The sequence below is a fragment of the Streptomyces sp. NPDC045701 genome (genome assembly GCF_056432045.1).
Window position 1 is genome coordinate 1 of record NZ_JBWKJV010000058.1, and the last position, 16,572, is coordinate 16,572.

At 74.0% G+C, this 16,572-nt stretch carries 16 protein-coding genes; 10 read left to right on the forward strand and 6 right to left on the reverse strand.

From position 1 onward, the window contains the following. Positions 1 to 490 precede the first annotated feature (490 nt). The 8 genes from AC07DW_RS30080 to AC07DW_RS30115 are packed head-to-tail and all read left to right on the forward strand — an operon-like array spanning position 491 to position 9,980. Positions 491 to 1,651 (forward strand): glycosyltransferase, encoded by a 1,161-nt coding sequence (locus tag AC07DW_RS30080; protein ID WP_478860838.1) that lies wholly within the window; start codon positions 491 to 493, stop codon positions 1,649 to 1,651. Beyond that, positions 1,648 to 3,057, forward strand: a complete 1,410-nt coding sequence (locus tag AC07DW_RS30085; RefSeq protein WP_478860839.1) for an exopolysaccharide biosynthesis polyprenyl glycosylphosphotransferase — start codon at positions 1,648 to 1,650, stop codon at positions 3,055 to 3,057. Before AC07DW_RS30080 ends, AC07DW_RS30085 begins: the two co-directional genes overlap by 4 nt. Beyond that, positions 3,057 to 4,499 carry an O-antigen ligase family protein gene (locus AC07DW_RS30090; protein WP_478860852.1) on the forward strand — a complete coding sequence of 481 codons (1,443 nt, stop codon included), beginning with the start codon at positions 3,057 to 3,059 and terminating at the stop codon, positions 4,497 to 4,499. Before AC07DW_RS30085 ends, AC07DW_RS30090 begins: the two co-directional genes overlap by 1 nt. Next, positions 4,492 to 6,258: a lipid II flippase MurJ gene (locus AC07DW_RS30095; protein ID WP_478860840.1), complete on the forward strand. Its 1,767-nt coding sequence runs from the start codon at positions 4,492 to 4,494 to the stop codon at positions 6,256 to 6,258. Before AC07DW_RS30090 ends, AC07DW_RS30095 begins: the two co-directional genes overlap by 8 nt. Next, positions 6,255 to 6,998 carry a polysaccharide deacetylase family protein gene (locus tag AC07DW_RS30100; RefSeq protein WP_478860841.1) on the forward strand — a complete coding sequence of 248 codons (744 nt, stop codon included), beginning with the start codon at positions 6,255 to 6,257 and terminating at the stop codon, positions 6,996 to 6,998. Before AC07DW_RS30095 ends, AC07DW_RS30100 begins: the two co-directional genes overlap by 4 nt. 5 nt (positions 6,999 to 7,003) lie before the next feature. Beyond that, entirely contained in the window at positions 7,004 to 8,221 is a 1,218-nt protein-coding gene (locus tag AC07DW_RS30105; RefSeq protein WP_478860853.1) for a glycosyltransferase, read from the forward strand. Further along, complete coding sequence (locus AC07DW_RS30110) at positions 8,218 to 8,874, forward strand: YveK family protein (protein ID WP_478860842.1); 657 nt, start codon at positions 8,218 to 8,220, stop codon at positions 8,872 to 8,874. The genes AC07DW_RS30105 and AC07DW_RS30110 overlap by 4 nt, the downstream gene beginning before the upstream one ends. Further along, positions 8,871 to 9,980, forward strand: a complete 1,110-nt coding sequence (locus AC07DW_RS30115) for a GNAT family N-acetyltransferase (protein ID WP_478860843.1) — start codon at positions 8,871 to 8,873, stop codon at positions 9,978 to 9,980. Before AC07DW_RS30110 ends, AC07DW_RS30115 begins: the two co-directional genes overlap by 4 nt. Positions 9,981 to 10,025: 45 nt before the next feature. Here the strand turns inward: AC07DW_RS30115 and AC07DW_RS30120 are convergent, their stop codons facing one another. From AC07DW_RS30120 to AC07DW_RS30135, 4 genes are all read right to left on the reverse strand, one after another. Further along, complete coding sequence (locus tag AC07DW_RS30120) at positions 10,026 to 11,486, reverse strand: glycoside hydrolase family 26 protein (protein WP_478860844.1); 1,461 nt, start codon at positions 11,484 to 11,486, stop codon at positions 10,026 to 10,028. A 200-nt stretch (positions 11,487 to 11,686) separates the two neighbouring features. Continuing rightward, on the reverse strand, positions 11,687 to 11,920 hold the full coding sequence (locus tag AC07DW_RS30125; protein WP_478860845.1) for a chaplin: 234 nt from the start codon (positions 11,918 to 11,920) through the stop codon (positions 11,687 to 11,689). Positions 11,921 to 12,384: 464 nt separating this feature from the next. Beyond that, complete coding sequence (locus AC07DW_RS30130; RefSeq protein ID WP_478860846.1) at positions 12,385 to 13,737, reverse strand: cytochrome P450; 1,353 nt, start codon at positions 13,735 to 13,737, stop codon at positions 12,385 to 12,387. Positions 13,738 to 13,824: 87 nt separating this feature from the next. Next, the gene (locus AC07DW_RS30135) at positions 13,825 to 14,193 is read right to left on the reverse strand and encodes a DUF6479 family protein (RefSeq protein WP_478860847.1); all 369 of its coding nucleotides are present in this window, start codon (positions 14,191 to 14,193) and stop codon (positions 13,825 to 13,827) included. Between the two features lie 200 nt (positions 14,194 to 14,393). Here AC07DW_RS30135 and AC07DW_RS30140 point away from each other — a divergent pair, with 200 nt between their 5' ends. After that, entirely contained in the window at positions 14,394 to 14,771 is a 378-nt protein-coding gene (locus AC07DW_RS30140) for a rodlin (protein WP_478860848.1), read from the forward strand. 153 nt (positions 14,772 to 14,924) lie between these two features. Further along, entirely contained in the window at positions 14,925 to 15,299 is a 375-nt protein-coding gene (locus AC07DW_RS30145) for a rodlin (RefSeq protein WP_478860849.1), read from the forward strand. 261 nt (positions 15,300 to 15,560) lie between these two features. Here AC07DW_RS30145 and AC07DW_RS30150 read toward each other — a convergent pair whose 3' ends face one another. Then, complete coding sequence (locus AC07DW_RS30150) at positions 15,561 to 16,064, reverse strand: IS3 family transposase (protein WP_478860850.1); 504 nt, start codon at positions 16,062 to 16,064, stop codon at positions 15,561 to 15,563. After that, positions 16,015 to 16,422, reverse strand: a complete 408-nt coding sequence (locus AC07DW_RS30155; protein WP_478860851.1) for an IS3 family transposase — start codon at positions 16,420 to 16,422, stop codon at positions 16,015 to 16,017. Before AC07DW_RS30155 ends, AC07DW_RS30150 begins: the two co-directional genes overlap by 50 nt. Positions 16,423 to 16,572 lie beyond the last annotated feature (150 nt).

The following is a 16,572-nucleotide window of genomic DNA, read 5'->3' on the forward strand; positions in this document are numbered from 1 at the left end:
ATCCTCCGACAACACCAGCTCGGCCATCGGCCGCCCCATCTTCGCCATGGAGACAGCTTACTAATCCAACGAATTCCCGGCGCAGGACACTAGGTCGGTGAGGCACTGCGGCCGACGTGGTCGGCTACACCAACAACGCCCCAGCATTTCGCCGGTTGCGCGACCGAACGGGTGACGCGTCCCCGGCCGCTCGCGCGCGACACGCCGCGCCACCAACGGAACGCCCGGACAAGGAAGTTGTTCCGGGGGCGTTTCGCATGCTTCTGGTCCGGTTTGTTGAGTTATAACGTACATCTCGCTGGACGCGGTCCTCACTCGTCGAAGCGGAGAACCGGTATGGGGAATTCAAGAGGTTCTTTCAGTGTGGGAACGCCCGGATAGCGCGCGCCGCTGACATTCGCCCGCGCGCCGGAAAGCGTCGAGCGCCCGCCGACTCCGCCGAACCCTCCTGCCGCCCGCTTCGTGGAAAGCTTCGTAGAAAGGGTCACGCGTGGGTTCCCCACTCACCGCATTGCATGTTGTCCAGCCCGGTGACGGCGGGGTGGCCCGCGTGGTCACCGACGTGGTCGGAGCGCAGCTGGACGCGGGCATGCGGGTCGCCGTCGCCTGTCCGCCCGGTACGCCGCTGGCGATGGCGGCCCGCACGCGGGGCGCCGAGGTGCACCCGTGGCGGGCCGGCCGCGAGCCGGGCCCGCGACTTGTCGCGGAGAGCCGCCGGGTCGCCGCGCTGGTCGACCTCGTACGCCCCGACCTGGTGCACGCGCACAGCGCGAAGGCCGGGCTGGCCGCCCGTATCGCGGTACGCGGCCGGGTGCCCACCGTGTACCAGCCGCACGCCTGGTCGTTCGAGGCGGTCGACGGGGTGACCGGCGCGCTCGCCAGGCGCTGGGAGCGCTGGGCCGCCCGCTGGACCGACCGGGTCATCTGCGTCAGCGAGGCCGAACGGCGCCGCGGCGAGCACGCCGGGGTGCGCGCGCCCTGGTCCGTCATCCACAACGGTGTGGACGCCCGCCGGTTCACCGCCGGACCGGGCAGGGGCGCCGCCCGCGCCGCGCTGGGACTTCCGGCCGGGCCACCGCTCGTGGTGTGCGTGGGGCGGCTGTGCCGCCAGAAGGGCCAGGACACGCTCCTGGAGGCATGGCCCGCCGTCCTCGACCGCGTACCGGACGCCCGGCTCGTCCTGGTCGGCGACGGTCCCGGGGCCGAGGCCCTGCGCGCCGCCGCCGCCCGGTGGGGCGGGGCGGACCGGGCGGTCGCGTTCCCCGGCGCCGTCACCGACACGGCGCCCTGGTACCGGGCCGCCGACCTGGTCGTCCAGCCGTCCCGCTGGGAGGGGATGGCCCTCGCGCCACTGGAGGCCATGGCGGCCGGCCGGCCCGTCCTCCTCACCGACGTGGACGGCGCCCGCGAGAGCCTGCCACCCGGCCACGAGACGCACTGCCTGGTCCGGCCCCACGACCCGGCCGCCCTCGCCGGGGCCCTGGTGGGGCTCCTGCGGCGGCCCGTACTCCGCGAAGCCCTGGGCCGCCAGGCCCAGCAGCACGTACTGCGGCGCTTCGACGTGCGGCGCGTGAACGCGGCCCTCGCGGACGTGTACCGCGAGGTGACCGCCGCACCGCGCCACGAGCTCAGGGAGCCGATCTCCCAGTGACCACGGAAAGCACCAGCCCGGCCACCCCGACCGTCGTCCCGCCCCGGGGGACGGCGGACCGGCCGGCCCTGCCGCCGCGCCGCCCGGTGCCCGCGCCGCCCTTCGTCTCGTCCCTGGTCGCCACCGACTGCACCGCCGTCCTGCTCGCCGCGCTCCTGCTCGACCACGAACAGCGCGGCGCCGCCCTGCTGATGCAGCTCACCGCGCTCCTGGCCGCGCTCAACGCGTACGCCGGCCTCTACCGGCCCGGCGCCGTGGCCTCCGTACTCGACGAACTGCCCACCCTCGCGGGGCGGGCGGCGATCGCGTGGTGCGCGGCCGCCGCACTGCTCGCCGCCCAGTCGCCGCAGCGCGCCGTCGGCCCGGTGACGCTGGCCGCCGTGTACGCCGCGCACCTGGCCCTCGTGACCGGGTGCCGGGCCGTCCTGCACCACCGGCGCCGGGCCGCCGCCCGCGCCCACCCACGCTCCGCGCTCGTCGTCGGCTCCCTGCCCGCCGCCCAGCGGCTCGCCGGCACGCTCGCCGGACACCCCGAGTACGGCATCCGGCCGGTCGGCATCGTCGCCGCCCAGCGGCCGTCCGGCCCGGCCGAATCGTCCCTGCCGGTGCTGACCGGCCCCGAGGAGATCCACCGGGCCGTCATCCAGAACAGCGTCCGCGACGCGGTGTTCACCGGCGCCGCGGAGGCCGGGCTCGTCTCGCTGCTGCGCCACTACGGCTGCGACGGCTGGCTGGTGGGGGAGGGTGACGACGGCCCGCGCCCCGCCCCGATGAGCCAGCACCTGTGGGGCCACGCCTGCCGGCGCCTCGACCCGCCGCCCGCCCACCGGGGCCCGCTGTCCAAGCGGATCCTCGACGTCACGGTCGCCGGGCTGATGCTCACCGCCCTGTCCCCGCTCCTGCTGCTGTGCGCGGCCGCCATCCGGCTGTCGGACGGGCCGGGCGTGGTCTTCCGCCAGGAGCGCGTCGGGCAGGACGGCCGGCTGTTCACCCTGCTCAAGTTCCGTACGCTGCGCCCCGCCGACGACGAGGAGGCGGCCACCCGGTGGAGCGTCGCCCACGACGAGCGGATGAGCGTCGTGGGGACGTTCCTGCGCCGCACGTCGCTCGACGAGCTGCCGCAGCTGTGGAACGTGCTGCGCGGTGACATGAGCCTCGTCGGTCCCCGGCCGGAACGCCCGTACTTCGTCGCCAAGTTCAGCCGCCTGCACCCCGGGTACGCGGCCCGGCACCGGATGCCGGTCGGGCTGACCGGGCTGGCGCAGGTCCACGGGTTGCGGGGGGACACCTCCATCGAGGACCGGTGCCGCTTCGACAGCCACTACATCGACCACTGGTCGCTGTGGCAGGACGTGTGCATCCTGCTGCGCACGGCGGCTTCGCTGATCCGGCCGGCGGGCAGCTGATGCCGGTACGCCACTGGGCGCCGCTGGTGCCCCTGCTCTCCGTCGTCGCGCTGCTCGCCGTACCGCCGCCGCAGGGCTCCCCGGGCACCGGCACGGTGGCGGACGCCGCCTCCGCCGTGCTGGTGGTGTGCTGTGCCGTACGGGTGGTGCGGGACCGGGCGCGGCCGCTGTCGCGGACGGCGGCCGTCGTGCTGGGCCTGCCGGTGCTGGGCATCTGCACCGCGGCCGTCGCGTCCCACGACCCGGCGGCGAGCCTCCCGGGCGTGGCGCGCTACCTCCAGGTCTTCGTCCTCGTACCGGCGGCCGTGGTGCTGCTGGTGCGCGACCGGCGGGACTTCGCCGTGGTGGCCTGGGCGGTGATCGGGCTCGCCCTGGCGCAGGGCGCGTTGGGGGTCGTGCAGTACCTGACCGGCACCGGCGCGTCGTACATGGGGGAGGACGTCCGGGCGGTGGGGACGTTCGGGCCGACCGACGTGATGGGGATGGCGACGGTCGTCGCGTACGGGATCGTCGCCGCCGCCGGGATCGCGCTCGGCGGACCGGGGCGCCGCCCCCGGACGTGGGCGCTGGTCTGCGGCGGGCTGCTGCTCGTCCCGCTGGTGGTGTCGTTCAGCCGGGGCGCCTGGATCGCGACCCTGGTGGCGTGCGCGTTGCTGCTGACCCTGTGCGGGGTGGGGCGGGCCGTGCGGGTGGGCCTGGCGGCGGGCGCGCTCGGCGTGGTGCTGGTGGCGGGGCTGGGTGTCGGCTCGCAGATGGTGCAGGAACGGGTGACCAGCATCTCCCGGGTCACGGCCGCGCCCGACCGGTCGGTCACCGACCGGTACACCATGTGGGCGGCGGCGGCCGGGATGTGGCGTGCCGAGCCCCTCACCGGCGTCGGGCTCAAGGGCTTCCCCCACTACCGGGACGGCCACGCCTCGCTGGCCCTGTCGTCGGGCAGCGACACGGCGGGCGTCGGCCGGGGCTTCCAGCGGCAGCCCCTGCTGTCGCCGCACAACATGTACCTGCTGGTGCTGGGCGAGCAGGGCCTGCTGGGCCTGCTGACGGTCGCGGGCAGCTGGCTCGCCCTGCTGGGGTGCGCGCTGCGGCGCCTGGTGGACGCCCGCCGGGCCGGGGCGACCCCGGCGTGCGGGCTGGTCGCGGTGGGCCTGCTGGTGTGGCAGCTCGTCGACTTCGCGTACGCGGACATCGGCGGCCCCGCGACGGTCCTCACCGCACTGGTGCTGGGCCTGGCCGCCTGGTGGTCCTTCGCCCCGCACCGGCCGGCCGGCGCCGCGCGGCCCGCCGTCCCCCGGGGCGGCCCGCCGGGGGGCCCGTCCGGCGGTCCGTCCGGCGGCTCGTCCGGCGGTCCGGGTGCCGGCGTCCGGACCGGTACGGAACCGGTGCCGGCCCGCCGGAGCGCCCCCGCCCCGGCCGCCGTCGCGGGGGTCCGGCATGGGTGACGCACGGTCCGCCACGGACGCCGCGCCGGTCACGACGGTGACCACGGACGCCACGGTGACCACGGACGCCACGGACGCCGTGCCCGGGGGCGCCGCGCCGGCCACCAAGGCCACCAAGGCCACCAAGGACGCCGCGCACCCCGCGCCGCGGGGCGACGACCCGGCACGGGTGCCGTCCGGCCGCCTCCTCGCCCGGGCGGCCGCGCTCACGGCGGCGCTGACCGCGGTGGGCGCCCTGCTCGGGCTGGTCCGCGACCAGTTGCTCGCCCACACGTTCGGTGCGGGCACCGGCACGGACGCCTTCCTGGTCGCCTGGACCGTCCCGGAGTTCGCGGCCACGCTGCTGATCGAGGACGGTATGGCCCTGGTCCTCGTCCCCGCGTTCGCCGCCGCCCTCACCCGCCGGGCCAACGCCCCGGCGGGCGGCCCCGACCCGGTGCACGCGCTGGTCCGGGCCACCCTCCCCCGGGCGGCCCTAGGCGCGGGCGCGGCGGCCGGGCTGCTCGCGCTCGCCGCGCCGCTGGTCGTCCCGCTGCTGGCGCCCGGGCTGCCGGAGCGGCAGCTGGCCGTCGACTGCACCCGGCTGACCGCGACCTGCCTGCTCTCCTTCGCGCTCGCCGGGTACTGCAGCGCGGCGCTCCGCGCCCACGGCCGGTACCTCGCCCCGGCCGCGATCTACATCGCGTACAACACCGGCATCATCACCGCCGTCGTCCTCCTGGACCCCGGCACGTGGGGCGTCCGCGCGGCGGCGGCCGGGGTCGCGGCGGGCGGCGCGCTGATGGTGCTGGTCCAGGCACCCGTCCTGTGGCGCCGGCTGCGCGCACCGGCGGTACCGCGGCACAGCGCGCCGCGGCGGCGCGCACCGGCCGTACCCCGGCAGCCCCGGGCGGCGCTCCGGCCGGTGCTGGCCGTCCTCGCGCCGGTGATCGTGTTCGCGGTGAGCCGCCAGTCGCAGGTCCTGGTCGAGCGGTTCCTCGCCGCGCCGCTGCCCGCCGGGGCGATCTCGCACCTGAACTACGCGCAGAAGGTCGCCCAACTGCCGATGGTGCTCTCCCTCATGCTGTGCACCGTCAGCTTCCCGGTCGTCGCCCGGGCACTCGCGGCGGGCGACCCGGACACGGCACGGCGGCGCGCCGAACGCGACCTGCTGCTCGCGGGCGTGATCGTCCTCGTCGGCGCCGCGACCGTGGTGGCGGCCGCGCCGCAGATCGTCGCGCTCCTCTTCCAGCGGGGCGCCTTCGACGCCACCGACACCGCCGCCACGGCCGCCGTCATGCGGGTGTACGCCCTCGGGCTGCTCGGCCAGACCCTCGTCGGCGCCCTCGTCCGCTGCTACTTCTCCGCCGCCCGGCCCCTGTGGTACCCGGCCGCCGCCATGCTCGGCGGCATCGCCCTCACCGCCGCCGCCGGCGGGGCCTGGGCCGGGCCGTGGGGCGCCCGCGGGATCGCCGCCGCCAACGCGCTCGGCATCACCCTCACCGCCGCCCTCCTCCTGCTCGGCCTGCGGCGGCAGAGCGTCCCGCTGGACGCGCGTCGCCTGACCGCCGGGCTGGCCCGGCTCGCCTCGGCGGCGGCCGTCGCCACCGCCGCCGGCCGGTGGTGCGCGGTCGGCCCGCCGCCGCTGGCCGTGCCGCTGGCGTTCGCCGCCGTCACGGCCGCGTTCACCGCCTGCGCCTGCGCCCTGCGCGCCCCGGTGGTCCCCTCCCTCGTCCGTTCAGCCCATCCGTTCCGTCGGCTCGCGAAGGCCCGCTCATGAACCAGCCGCGCATCCCCCTGTGGGTGGCGATGTACCACTCGATCGACGACACCACGGACGACGACCCGTACCACGTGACCGTCTCCCCCTCCCGGCTCGACAGGCAGCTGCGCTGGCTGCGCGACCACGGCCTGCGGGGGGTCGGCGTACGGCAACTGCTGCTGTACGCGGCCCGCCACGGCGACACCCGAGGGCTGGTCGGCCTCACCTTCGACGACGGGTACGCCGACTTCCTCGACAACGCCGTCCCCATCCTGCGCCGCCACGAGTGCACGGCCACCGTCTTCGTCCTCCCTGGCAGACTCGGCGGCGACAACGCGTGGGACGCGCTCGGCCCGCGCAAGCCGCTGCTCACCGAGGACGGCGTCCGCCGCTGCGCCGCCGCCGGCATGGAGGTCGCCTCGCACGGACTGCTGCACGTCTCCCTGCCCGACGCGCCCGAGCACGTCCTGCGCGGGGAGACGACCGACAGCCGCGAACTGCTCCGCACCCTCACCGGCACGGCTCCCGACGGCTTCTGCTACCCGTACGGCCACGTCGACGAGCGCGCGCTGCGCGCCGTGCGCGAGGCGGGGTACGCGTACGCCACCGCCATCGACCCGGGCCCCCTGAACGGCGTCCACGCCCTGCCCCGGGTGCACATCGGGCAGCGCGACACCGCCTGGCGGCTGCACGCCAAGCGCCGGCTGCACGGGGTGCGGCGCGCCCCGGTGCCCCTCACCCCGGCGCCTGTGGCATGACCCCCCTGAAGGTCCTGCACGTCATCACCGGCCTTGGCATCGGCGGCGCCGAACAGCAACTGCGCCTGCTGATCCCGCGCATGGACCGCGTCCGCAGCAGCGTGGTCACCCTCACCAACCCCGGCCCGGTGGCGGACGCCCTGCGCGCCGAGGGGGTGCCGGTCGCCCACCTCGGCATGCGCGGCAACCGCGACCTGTCCGCCCTGCCGCGCCTGACCCGGCTGATCCGGCACGGCGACTTCGACGTCGTCCACACCCACCTGTACCGGGCCTGCCTGTACGGGCGTCTCGCCGCCCGGCTGGCGGGCGTGCGGACGGTCGTCGCGACGGAACACTCGCTGGGCGCCGACCGGATCGAGGGACGCCGCCTGTCCACCGGGGCACGCGCCCTGTACCTGGCCGGCGAGCGGCTCGGTACGTCGACGGTCGCAGTCTCCGACACGGTGGCGCGGCGCCTGGTCGCCTGGGGCGTGCGGCCGTCCCGCGTCAGGGTCGTGCCCAACGGCATCGACGTGGCGCGCTTCGCCTTCGACCCGGCCGCACGGCGGGCGGCGCGGCGGCGGTTGGGCCTGGCGCCCGGCGCGTACGTCGTCGGCGGGGTGGGGCGGCTCGTGGCGGGCAAGCGGTTCGACACGCTGATCCGGGCGGTGGCCGCGCTCCCCGGCGACCCCCGGCTGTTGCTGGTGGGCGAGGGCGAGCAGCGGGAGCGGCTGGAGCGGACCGCCCGGGAGTGCGGGGCGGTGGAGCGGGTGGTGTGGGCGGGCGCGGTGGACCGCGAGCTGCCGGAGCTGCTGTCGGCCATGGACGTGTTCGTGTCGGCCTCCGCCGACGAGGCGTTCGGCCTCGCGATCGTCGAGGCGCTGGCCGCCGGGCTCCCCGTGCGGTACGTGGCCTGCCCCGCGCTCGACGACCTGCCGCCCGAGGAGGCGCCGGGGGCGCGCCGGATCGGCGGGACGGTGCCGGAGGTGGCCGCCGCGCTGGAGTCGGTCGCCCGGGAACGGCTCGCCGTCCCCGCCGCCGTGCGCCGCTACGACGTGCGGCGCAGCGCCCAGCAGTTGACGGCGCTGTACGAACACCTTCACCGAGGCCGCCACCACAGCCGTCCCGGCGGCCCCGGCGACGGCGGTCCGGGCGGCCTCCACGACGACCTCGGCGACCGCCCTCACGTCCGCCTCCATGACGGCCCTCACGATGACCTTTACGACGGAGCGAGTTGTCGATGACCACCACCCAGTCCCTTGCCGTACGCCGTGCGATCGGCTGGCTCACCCGCCTCAGGCGCACCCGCCGCCGGTGGCTCGTCCCGGCCGCCGCGCTGCTGGGCGTCCTCGCCGGCGGCGGGTACGGGGTTCTGAAGACACCCGAGTACGCGGCGACGAGCTACGTCATCGTCGTGCCGTCCGCGAAGTCCGACCCGGCCGGCGCGATGGGCCTGGCGCAGGCCTACGGGCGGGTCGCCACCGACATCGCGGTCGTCGGCGACGCCCAGGTCGCGGCCGGCGTGCCGGCGGAGACCCTCCGCGCGAGCGTGCAGGCCGCGACCTCGCCGGACGCCCCCATGATCGCCGTCACGGCGCGCGCCCCGCGGCCCGCCACCGCGGCGGGGATGGCCGACAGCGTGGCGAGGGCCCTGGTGCAGAAGGGCTCGCACACCGAGGGCAGCACCGGTGTGAAGGTCCTCCAGTTCACCCGGGCCGCCACGCCCACGGAACCCGTCTCACCCTCCGTGTCCCTCGCCGCCCTCGTCGGCGGCTGCGCGGGCGGGCTGCTCGGCGGGCTCGCCCTGCTGGTGCGGCCCCGGTACCCCCGGCGCGGCGGGCGGTCGCGGTACGGGTCCGTGCCGGGGCCGGTGGGACAGCAGGAGGCGCTGGTATGACGCGGGACGGGAACTGGGAGGTCACCGTCTGCCGGGACGGCGAGGCGTTCGGCCGGCTCGGGCCGGAGTGGGCGGACCTGTACCGGCGGTGCGCCACGGCCACCCCCTTCCAGTCGCACTCCTGGCTGCACTCCTGGTGGGTGTCGTACGGCACCCCCGGCCGCCTGCGGGTCGTCCTCGTCCGCCGGGACGGGCGGCTCGTCGCGGCGGCGCCGCTGCGGCTGGTGCGCGGCCCGTTGCCGGTGCTGACCCACCTGGGCGGGGCGATCACCGACTTCTCCGACGTGCTCGTCGACGACGCGGCCGCCGGCGAGGCGGTCCCGGTGCTGACCGGGGCGCTCGGCCGGCTGGCCCGTACCGCCGTGATCGACCTCCGGGAGGTACGGGAGGAGGCCGCCGCCCAGCTGGTGTACGCGTGCTGGCGCGGCCCGCGCCGCCGCCTCCCCGACTCCGTCTGCATGGAGCTGCCCGCCGCGTCCATCGACGAACTCGTCGCCCGGCTGCCGTCCTCCCGGGCCCAGCGAGCCCGTTCGAAGCTGCGCCGGCTGGACAAGCTGGGCATCGAGGAGCACGTCGTCCCGCCGGCCGAGGTCCCGCACGCGCTGCGGCGGCTGCTGGAACTCCACCAGCGCCAGTGGGCCGACCGCGGGGTGACGCCCGAGCACCTGAGGCCCCGGTTCGCCGAGCACCTCCAGCGGGCGGTGCGGTCGATGGTCGAGTCGGGGGACGCGATGGTGACGGAGTTCCGCATGGCCGGGGATTTGGTCGCCGCGGACCTCACCCTGATGTCGCCGCTGCTGTTTGGCGGCTACCTGTACGGGGCGGACCCGGTGCTGCGGGCCAGCAAGGTGGACGTGGCGACCCTGCTGCTGCGCAACGGCGCCCGTGAGAGCAGCACCAGCGGCCGCACCCGGCTGAGCCTGCTGCGCGGCCGCGAGCCCTACAAGAGCCACTGGCGCCCTGAACCGGTCGTCAACCAGCGGCTGCTGCTGGCCCGCCGCCGCACGGCCGCGCCCCTGCTGCTGCTGGCCGGGTACGCGGCCGGCCGCCGTCGGGCGGCGGACCGGCTGCGTGACCGGGACTGGGTGCGGCGGCTCACGAGGTGAGGCGGGGCGGACCGTGCGGTGCGGCGGCCCGTGCGGCGCGGTGGCTCATGAGCCGAGGTGGCGCCGCCAGTCGATCCGTACGCACAGCGTGTGTCCGAGCCACTTCTCGACCCACTCGCCCAGGTCCACCGGCGTGCAGCCGGGCTCCTCGGGCCGGGGTTCGGGTTCGGGCCGCGGTTCCGGTTCCGGGCGCGGCTCGGGTTCGGGGCGCGGCTCCGGTTCCGGCCGCGGTTCCGGGTCCGCCGGCCCGCCCCTCCCGGACAGCTTCGCGCGGAACACCTCCGACGAGCGCGGGTTGTCCTCGCACTGCCAGACGCCGTGCGGACAGTAGTCGGTGATCGTCTGGTACAGCGGCTTGCTCTTCTCGATCCAGTCCAGCATCCGCCGCATGTACTCCGGGTTGTCGCCGTTGCGGAACAGACCCCACTCCGGATACGAGAGGGGCTTGCCGTGCGCGGCGGCGAACTCCACGTGGTGCCGCAGGCCGTAGGGCTCGGCCACCTGCTCGTCGAAGGTCTGGCCCGACGGCTGGTCGTAGGAGTCCATCCCGATGATGTCGACGACGTCGTCACCGGGGTAGCACTCGGTCCACGGGACGGCGTCCCGGCCGCGGTTCGGCGCGAAGTCGAACCGGAAGCGCTGCCCCGGCACCTCGCGCATGGCGGTGACGATGCGCTTCCAGTACGCCTTCCAGGCCTCCGGGTCGGGCCCGCAGCGGTGCGAGTACGTGGTGCCGTTCATCTCCCAGCCGAGTACGAGCACGGTGTCGGGGACGCCGAGCCCCACGAGGCGCTCGGCGAGGGCCCGGAAGTGCCGGTCGAACCGCCCGTCCGCGCCCAGCCGCAGCAACTGCCGTACGACGGGGTCGGGCAGGTGGCTCTCGTTGCGCTCCAGCATGGGCACGTTGAGGACGAACAGCCGGTCCTCCCGCGCCCGCCGCCACTGGGCCCAGTGCTCCAGGAACCCGGGGTGCCCCTCGATGTTGGTCCACGCGTCGCCGGGCAGGTAGGTGTGCCCCACGCGGAGGTCGGTGCCGCCGAGCCACTTGCGGAGCCCCGCCATGCGGTGGATCCCGCGCGGCCCGTAGTCCAGGTACGCCCCGACCGCCGTCCCCGCCACCGTGCCGGCGGCGCCGTCCCCGCTCCCGGCGCCGTCCCCGCTCCCGGTGCCGTCCCCGGGTGCCGGTCCGCTCTCCGGCGAAGGCGAGGGGTCCGTGCCGGGCTCCCGTACCCGTTCGGCTCCCGACCCTGGGCCGGGGCCGCCCCCCGTGTCGGTCTCCGCGCGCGCGCCGGTGCCGCTCGCGGTCGTGGCGCCGTCGGCGGCGCCCGCTTCCCGGTCGCCCTCCGGCCCCGGGCCGGAGCCGGTGGCCGGCCCCGTCCGGGCCGCCGGGGTCGAGGCGTGGCCGGACGGGGCCGACACGACGGAGCCGGCCATCAGCAGGCTCAGCAGACCGGCGGTCAGCACCCCCAGCCGCGCGCCTGTCGTTCTCGCTCTCCGGTGACCCATGTCCGCTCCTTCGCCGGGCGTCAGAATTACGCCAGTCACTCGGAGCAAAAGTATTCTTAATGGGCCGGCCGGGATCGCGGTCCTGGCCGGAAGTAGGCCGTTGGGGAATTTGATCGCCCGCTTGGGGGAGCCGGACAGGGAAATGCCGGTCCCGGAGCGCTCCGGGACCGGCATTTACGCGGCCGAGGCCTGATGCGGGGTCACTTGTTGATGCAGACGTTCCCGAAGGTCGGGTTCAGCAGTGCGATGACGTTGATGGTGTTGCCGCACAGGTTGATCGGCGCGTGCACCGGGACCTGGAGGATGTTGCCGGACAGGACGCCCGGGGATCCGATAGCGGCACCACTGGCGTCGGCGTCGGCGACGGCAGGCGCGGCCGCACCCAGCGCCATGACGATACCGGCGACGGCTACCGCAGCCTTCTTGCACTTCATAGGTTCGGGTCCTTTCCACAGGAGGAAGTCGTGCCACGGATTTCGTGACGAACGGGCCTCGATGAGGTCCGGCTTCCACTGCGAAAATCACAACGAATGCGAACGCGGAAAGACACCACTGCGGCTTCTTTCGACACCGATTCACTCGAACCGCCGAGCATCTGCGGGAGGCGGATGGCTCAATGACTGGGCCACACGGGGCGCGTCACAAGAGCATCCCATTCATGGTCCGGCAGTCCGGGGACCGCCCGGCCCAGCGCTTTCCATTCGCGCATCAACGACGAATAGACGGGGACCGTATCGGTCTCCGTCGCTTGCCTGCTCTGTGGGATGAGGGGCACACGCTGCCATTTTCCGGCGCGAGGAGCCATGCCGAACCTTTCCGTTCACAGCAGCCTTGGCGAGGCCCTGGCATCATGTCACAGCGCGTGCGTGCGCCGTCACTGCCGACGCCGCCGTCCCCGTCACCCGTGGTGTGGAAGGGCCGCGAAGCGCAGCGCGAAGTGGTCGAGGGTGCGCGGCAGCGGCCGGTCGGGGCGCAGCCGGCCGGGCCGTTCCGGCAGGTAGGTGTGCCGTTCGAGCAGGGCCGCCAGCATGGTCGAGGCGACCAGCAGGACCAGGTCCTCCCCCGGGCACCGGCCGGGACCCGCGCTGAACGGCACCAGCGCCTCGGTGTCCTGGGCGGTGCCGTCGAGCCAGATCTCCGGCGTGAACCGGTCGGAGTACGGCAGCGAGGCGTCGCGGTGGAACAGCGGCGCGTAGACCAGGAACTCGGTCCCGGCGGGCAGCACGTCCCCGCCCCAGTCGGTCTCGCGCACCGATTCGCGCAGGAGGAACGGCGTGGTGGGCCACAGGCGCACCGACTCCAGGACGCAGGCGCGGGTGTACGGCAGGAGGCGCGGCTCGGTGAGTTCGGTGACGGCCAGCTCGTTGCGCACCTGCGCCTCCTGCGCGGCGTGCGTGGACAGCAGAGCCAGGGTCCGGTAGGCCGCGATGCCCGCCGCGTCCAAGGCGAACAGCCAGTGCGGCACCTGCCCGGCCGGTCCGGTGCCGGGCCCGGCGGGCGCGGCGGCGAGCGCGGCGGCGAGGCTCCCGGGCTCGGCACGGTCGAGGTGGGAGCGCAGGCGGCGCTCGAAGCGGTCGCGCAGGGCGGTGCGGCGGGGGGCGGCGCCCGACCGGTTCGCGGCTGAGCGCAGCCGGCCGAGCATCGCGGTCAGGCCGGTGTCGTCGCGGCCGGTGTCCCCGAGCACGAGGCGGCGGGCGGTGCAGTCCCAGGCGGTGCTGAACGCCCGCCAGACGATCTCGCCGTCCCCGGCGGTCGTCGCGCCCAGGAGCTTGCCGGCCTCCTCGCGTACCGTCCGCACCATCCGCGGGGCCAGGCTGTGCACCTGGTGCCCGTACTCCAGGACGGCCTCGTTGAACGCGCGCCGGGTGTCCCGTTCCACACCGCGCGAGACGAGCACGCCGTGCGGCTGGAACTGCTCCGGCGCCGCGCGCTTCTCGCGGGTGGAGGGCGAGTACGGGTCCGGTGTGCCGTTGAGGACGCGGGACGCGTCGTCGGCGTCGAGGACGACGGCGAAGTGGCGCCCGGCTACGTCGAGCCGCAGTGGGCCGGGGCCGTGGGTGGCGCGCAGCTCAGTGAGCAGGCCGGTGGCGCGCCGGTCGACGGCGAACCGCTCGGCGAGGGCCATTCCGGCGCGGCGGCGGACGACGGCCCCGGCCGCGAGGGCCGGGGCGACGACCTGGGCGACCAGCCGGGCGGCGTCGCGCGGGGACGTCCGGGCGGGGGTGTGCGTGGCCGCGTCCGTACTGGTCATGGCCCCCGGGTGCCCCGGCGCCCCGGACGCGAAACGGCGCGTCGGGGCGTCGGGAGGGCCCGCCGGGGCCCGGTCGGCGGGGGTGGGTCAGCCGCCCGTGGTCGGCCCGCCGCTGCCGAAGCCGCCGCTGGGGGCGCCGCCCCACTTGTGATCCTGCTCGCTGCGCGGCGAGGCGTCCGGATCGGTGTTCTGGCGCCTCAGTTCGTACGGCATCACCCGGTCCTCGCGCTCCTCCAGCTCGGCGGGCCGGCGGTGGCCCTCGGCCTCGCCGGGGATCCCGGCGTCCGGCGGACGGTGCGGCTGCTCCTCGGGCGTGGGGGGTGCCGACTCCCGGTTCCGGAGCCGACGCCCGAGTACGAAGGCGCCGATCAGGAACCCGACGAGCAGGACACCGGCGACCAGCGGACCAATACCGACGACATGGTCCTTAGCGGCGAATTCCGTAGCCAACGTCATGAGAGAGTCCATATTCGGCGTGTACCCCGTCACCTCCTGATCAGACATTCCCCCGAGAGGGACAATCCCTACATCATGAGAGCGGTTCATCCGTTTTTCGTCGATTGATCTCTTCGGGTGACCTGGCGCAACTTAAACGGTGGCCTACTGTTGATCAGGGCGACCCCGAGCACCGGGTCTCTCGACGAGAAGGATGGACCATGATCAAGAAGGTTCTGGCCACCGCCGGCGTCGCCGCCGCCGTCCTCGGCGCGTCCGCGCCGATGGCCTCGGCCGTGGGCGACCGCGGTATCGACACGCAGAACGGCAACTTCGCCACCCAGTCGTATGGCAACACCACGACCGGTGGCTACATGAGCCCGCAGATCGGTCTGATCCAGGGCTCGCTCAACAAGCCCTGCATCGGTCTGCCGGCCCAGGCCGACGTCTCGTTCCTCATCAGTGTTCAGGACATCCTCCAGGACACCCAGAACCAGACCTGCACGGAGAACTCCACGGCGGTCAAGGGTGACAGTGCCCTGTCGCACATCCTCGAGGACGTCCTCTCTGAGAACGCCTCGGTCGCCGTCCAGGACTGACGTGAGCCACTGTCCCGCACGGCCGCGACGGCCGTGCGGGACGGCACCGCGTGGTGCCCGGCACCACGCACAACGGGCTGACCCCCCCCACGCGCCCGACGCCGGGCGCTGGCACGACCCGAGCACCGGGTCTCTCGACGAATGGGATGAACCATGATCAAGAAGGTTCTGGCTACCGCCGGCGTCGCTGCGGCCGTGCTCGGCGCGTCCGCGCCGATGGCCTCGGCCGTGGGCGACCGCGGTATCGACACGCAGAACGGCAACTTCGCCACCCAGTCGTACGGCAACACCGTCACGGGTGGCCACCAGAGCCCCCAGGTGGGTCTCGTCCAGGGCACCCTGAACAAGCCCTGCATCGGTCTGCCGACCCAGGCCGACGTCTCGTTCCTGATCAGTGTTCAGGACATCCTCCAGGACACCCAGAACCAGACCTGCACGGAGAACTCCACGGCCGTCAAGGGTGACAGCGCGCTGTCGCACATCCTCGAGGACGTCATCTCCGAGAACGCGTCCGTCGTGGTGGATTGACGCACCCCGCAGGTGTAGCCACCGCCTTGGCGGGCCCCGCATACGACACCACGGATGCGGGGCCCGCCCTTGTGTGCGGACGGGGAAGGGCGGGATGAAACATTTTCCGCGGGCTGCAGCGTCAAGGAGGTGAAGAACGGCGGCAGCGGGGTGAAGGGAAGGGTATGAGAAAGTCCCGAGCGGACGAGTTCATGGAGTTCGCGGCGGGGCGCACCGGGCTGAGGGGCCTCGCGTTTTTCGGACAAGGTCTGGCAGATCATTTCATGCAGCGAGTCCCAACTTCTGAAATTCGGCATGGATTTCAATAGGGGGACGATAGCCGATTGCCGAGTGAAGGCGTTTGCGATTGTACCAGAACTCGATGTATCGAGTGATGTCTCGTCGAGCATCTTCGCGGGTGGGATAACTCATGCGCGATACCCGTTCGTTTTTCAGGGCGCCGAAGAACGATTCAGCCGTGGCATTATCGAAACAAATTCCGGTGCGGCCCGCCGATTGCCTGAGCCCGAGTCCCCCGAGGGCGGCCGCATACTCAGCCGACATGTAGTTGCTGCCTCCGTCGGAGTGGAAGATTGCGTCCGGTGAGAGTTTCCGGTTGCGGGCCGCGTTGCGGATGGCGCGGGATATCAGCGGCGTCTGGTAGTGGTCGTCCATCGCATACCCGATGACCTCCTTAGTGCAGCAGTCAATAACCGTCGCGAGATAAAGCCAGCCCTCACCGGTCTTGATGTAAGTGATGTCCCCGACCAGCTTTTCGCCTGGCACTCCGGCCGTAACGTTCCGGCCTACGAGGTCGGGCAGCGCGCTGGCCGCGCAGCGTGAGGGCCCAGCGCTTCGGCCTGGGCTGGCAGGGCACCAGGCCCAGCGCGCGCATGAGCCGGCGCACGAGCTCCAGGCCTGCGGCCACACCCCAGCGTGCCAGCTGGGCGTGCACCCGCCGGTAGCCATACGTGCTGTCCGACATCTCGAATGCCTTCTGTATGAGCAATTTCAATTCCTCGCGCCGCTGGGTCGTCACAGACTCCGGCCGTGAGCGCCAGTCGTAGTAGCCGGATTTTGACACGTCGAGTCGTTCACACATGAACTCGACAGGATAGGCGTACTCCTCGGTGTCGAGCCGCATCGTTTCGATGAACTCGTACTTGCTGGCTACCGGGGATCCTTCGCGAAGTACGCTGCGGTGAGGTCAATGGGTGGGTGCAACATCCCAGGTAGAACGGTGCTGGAGGTGTTGCTGGGTGGCGAGGATCGGGCGTCCGGGGTTGTCGGACGA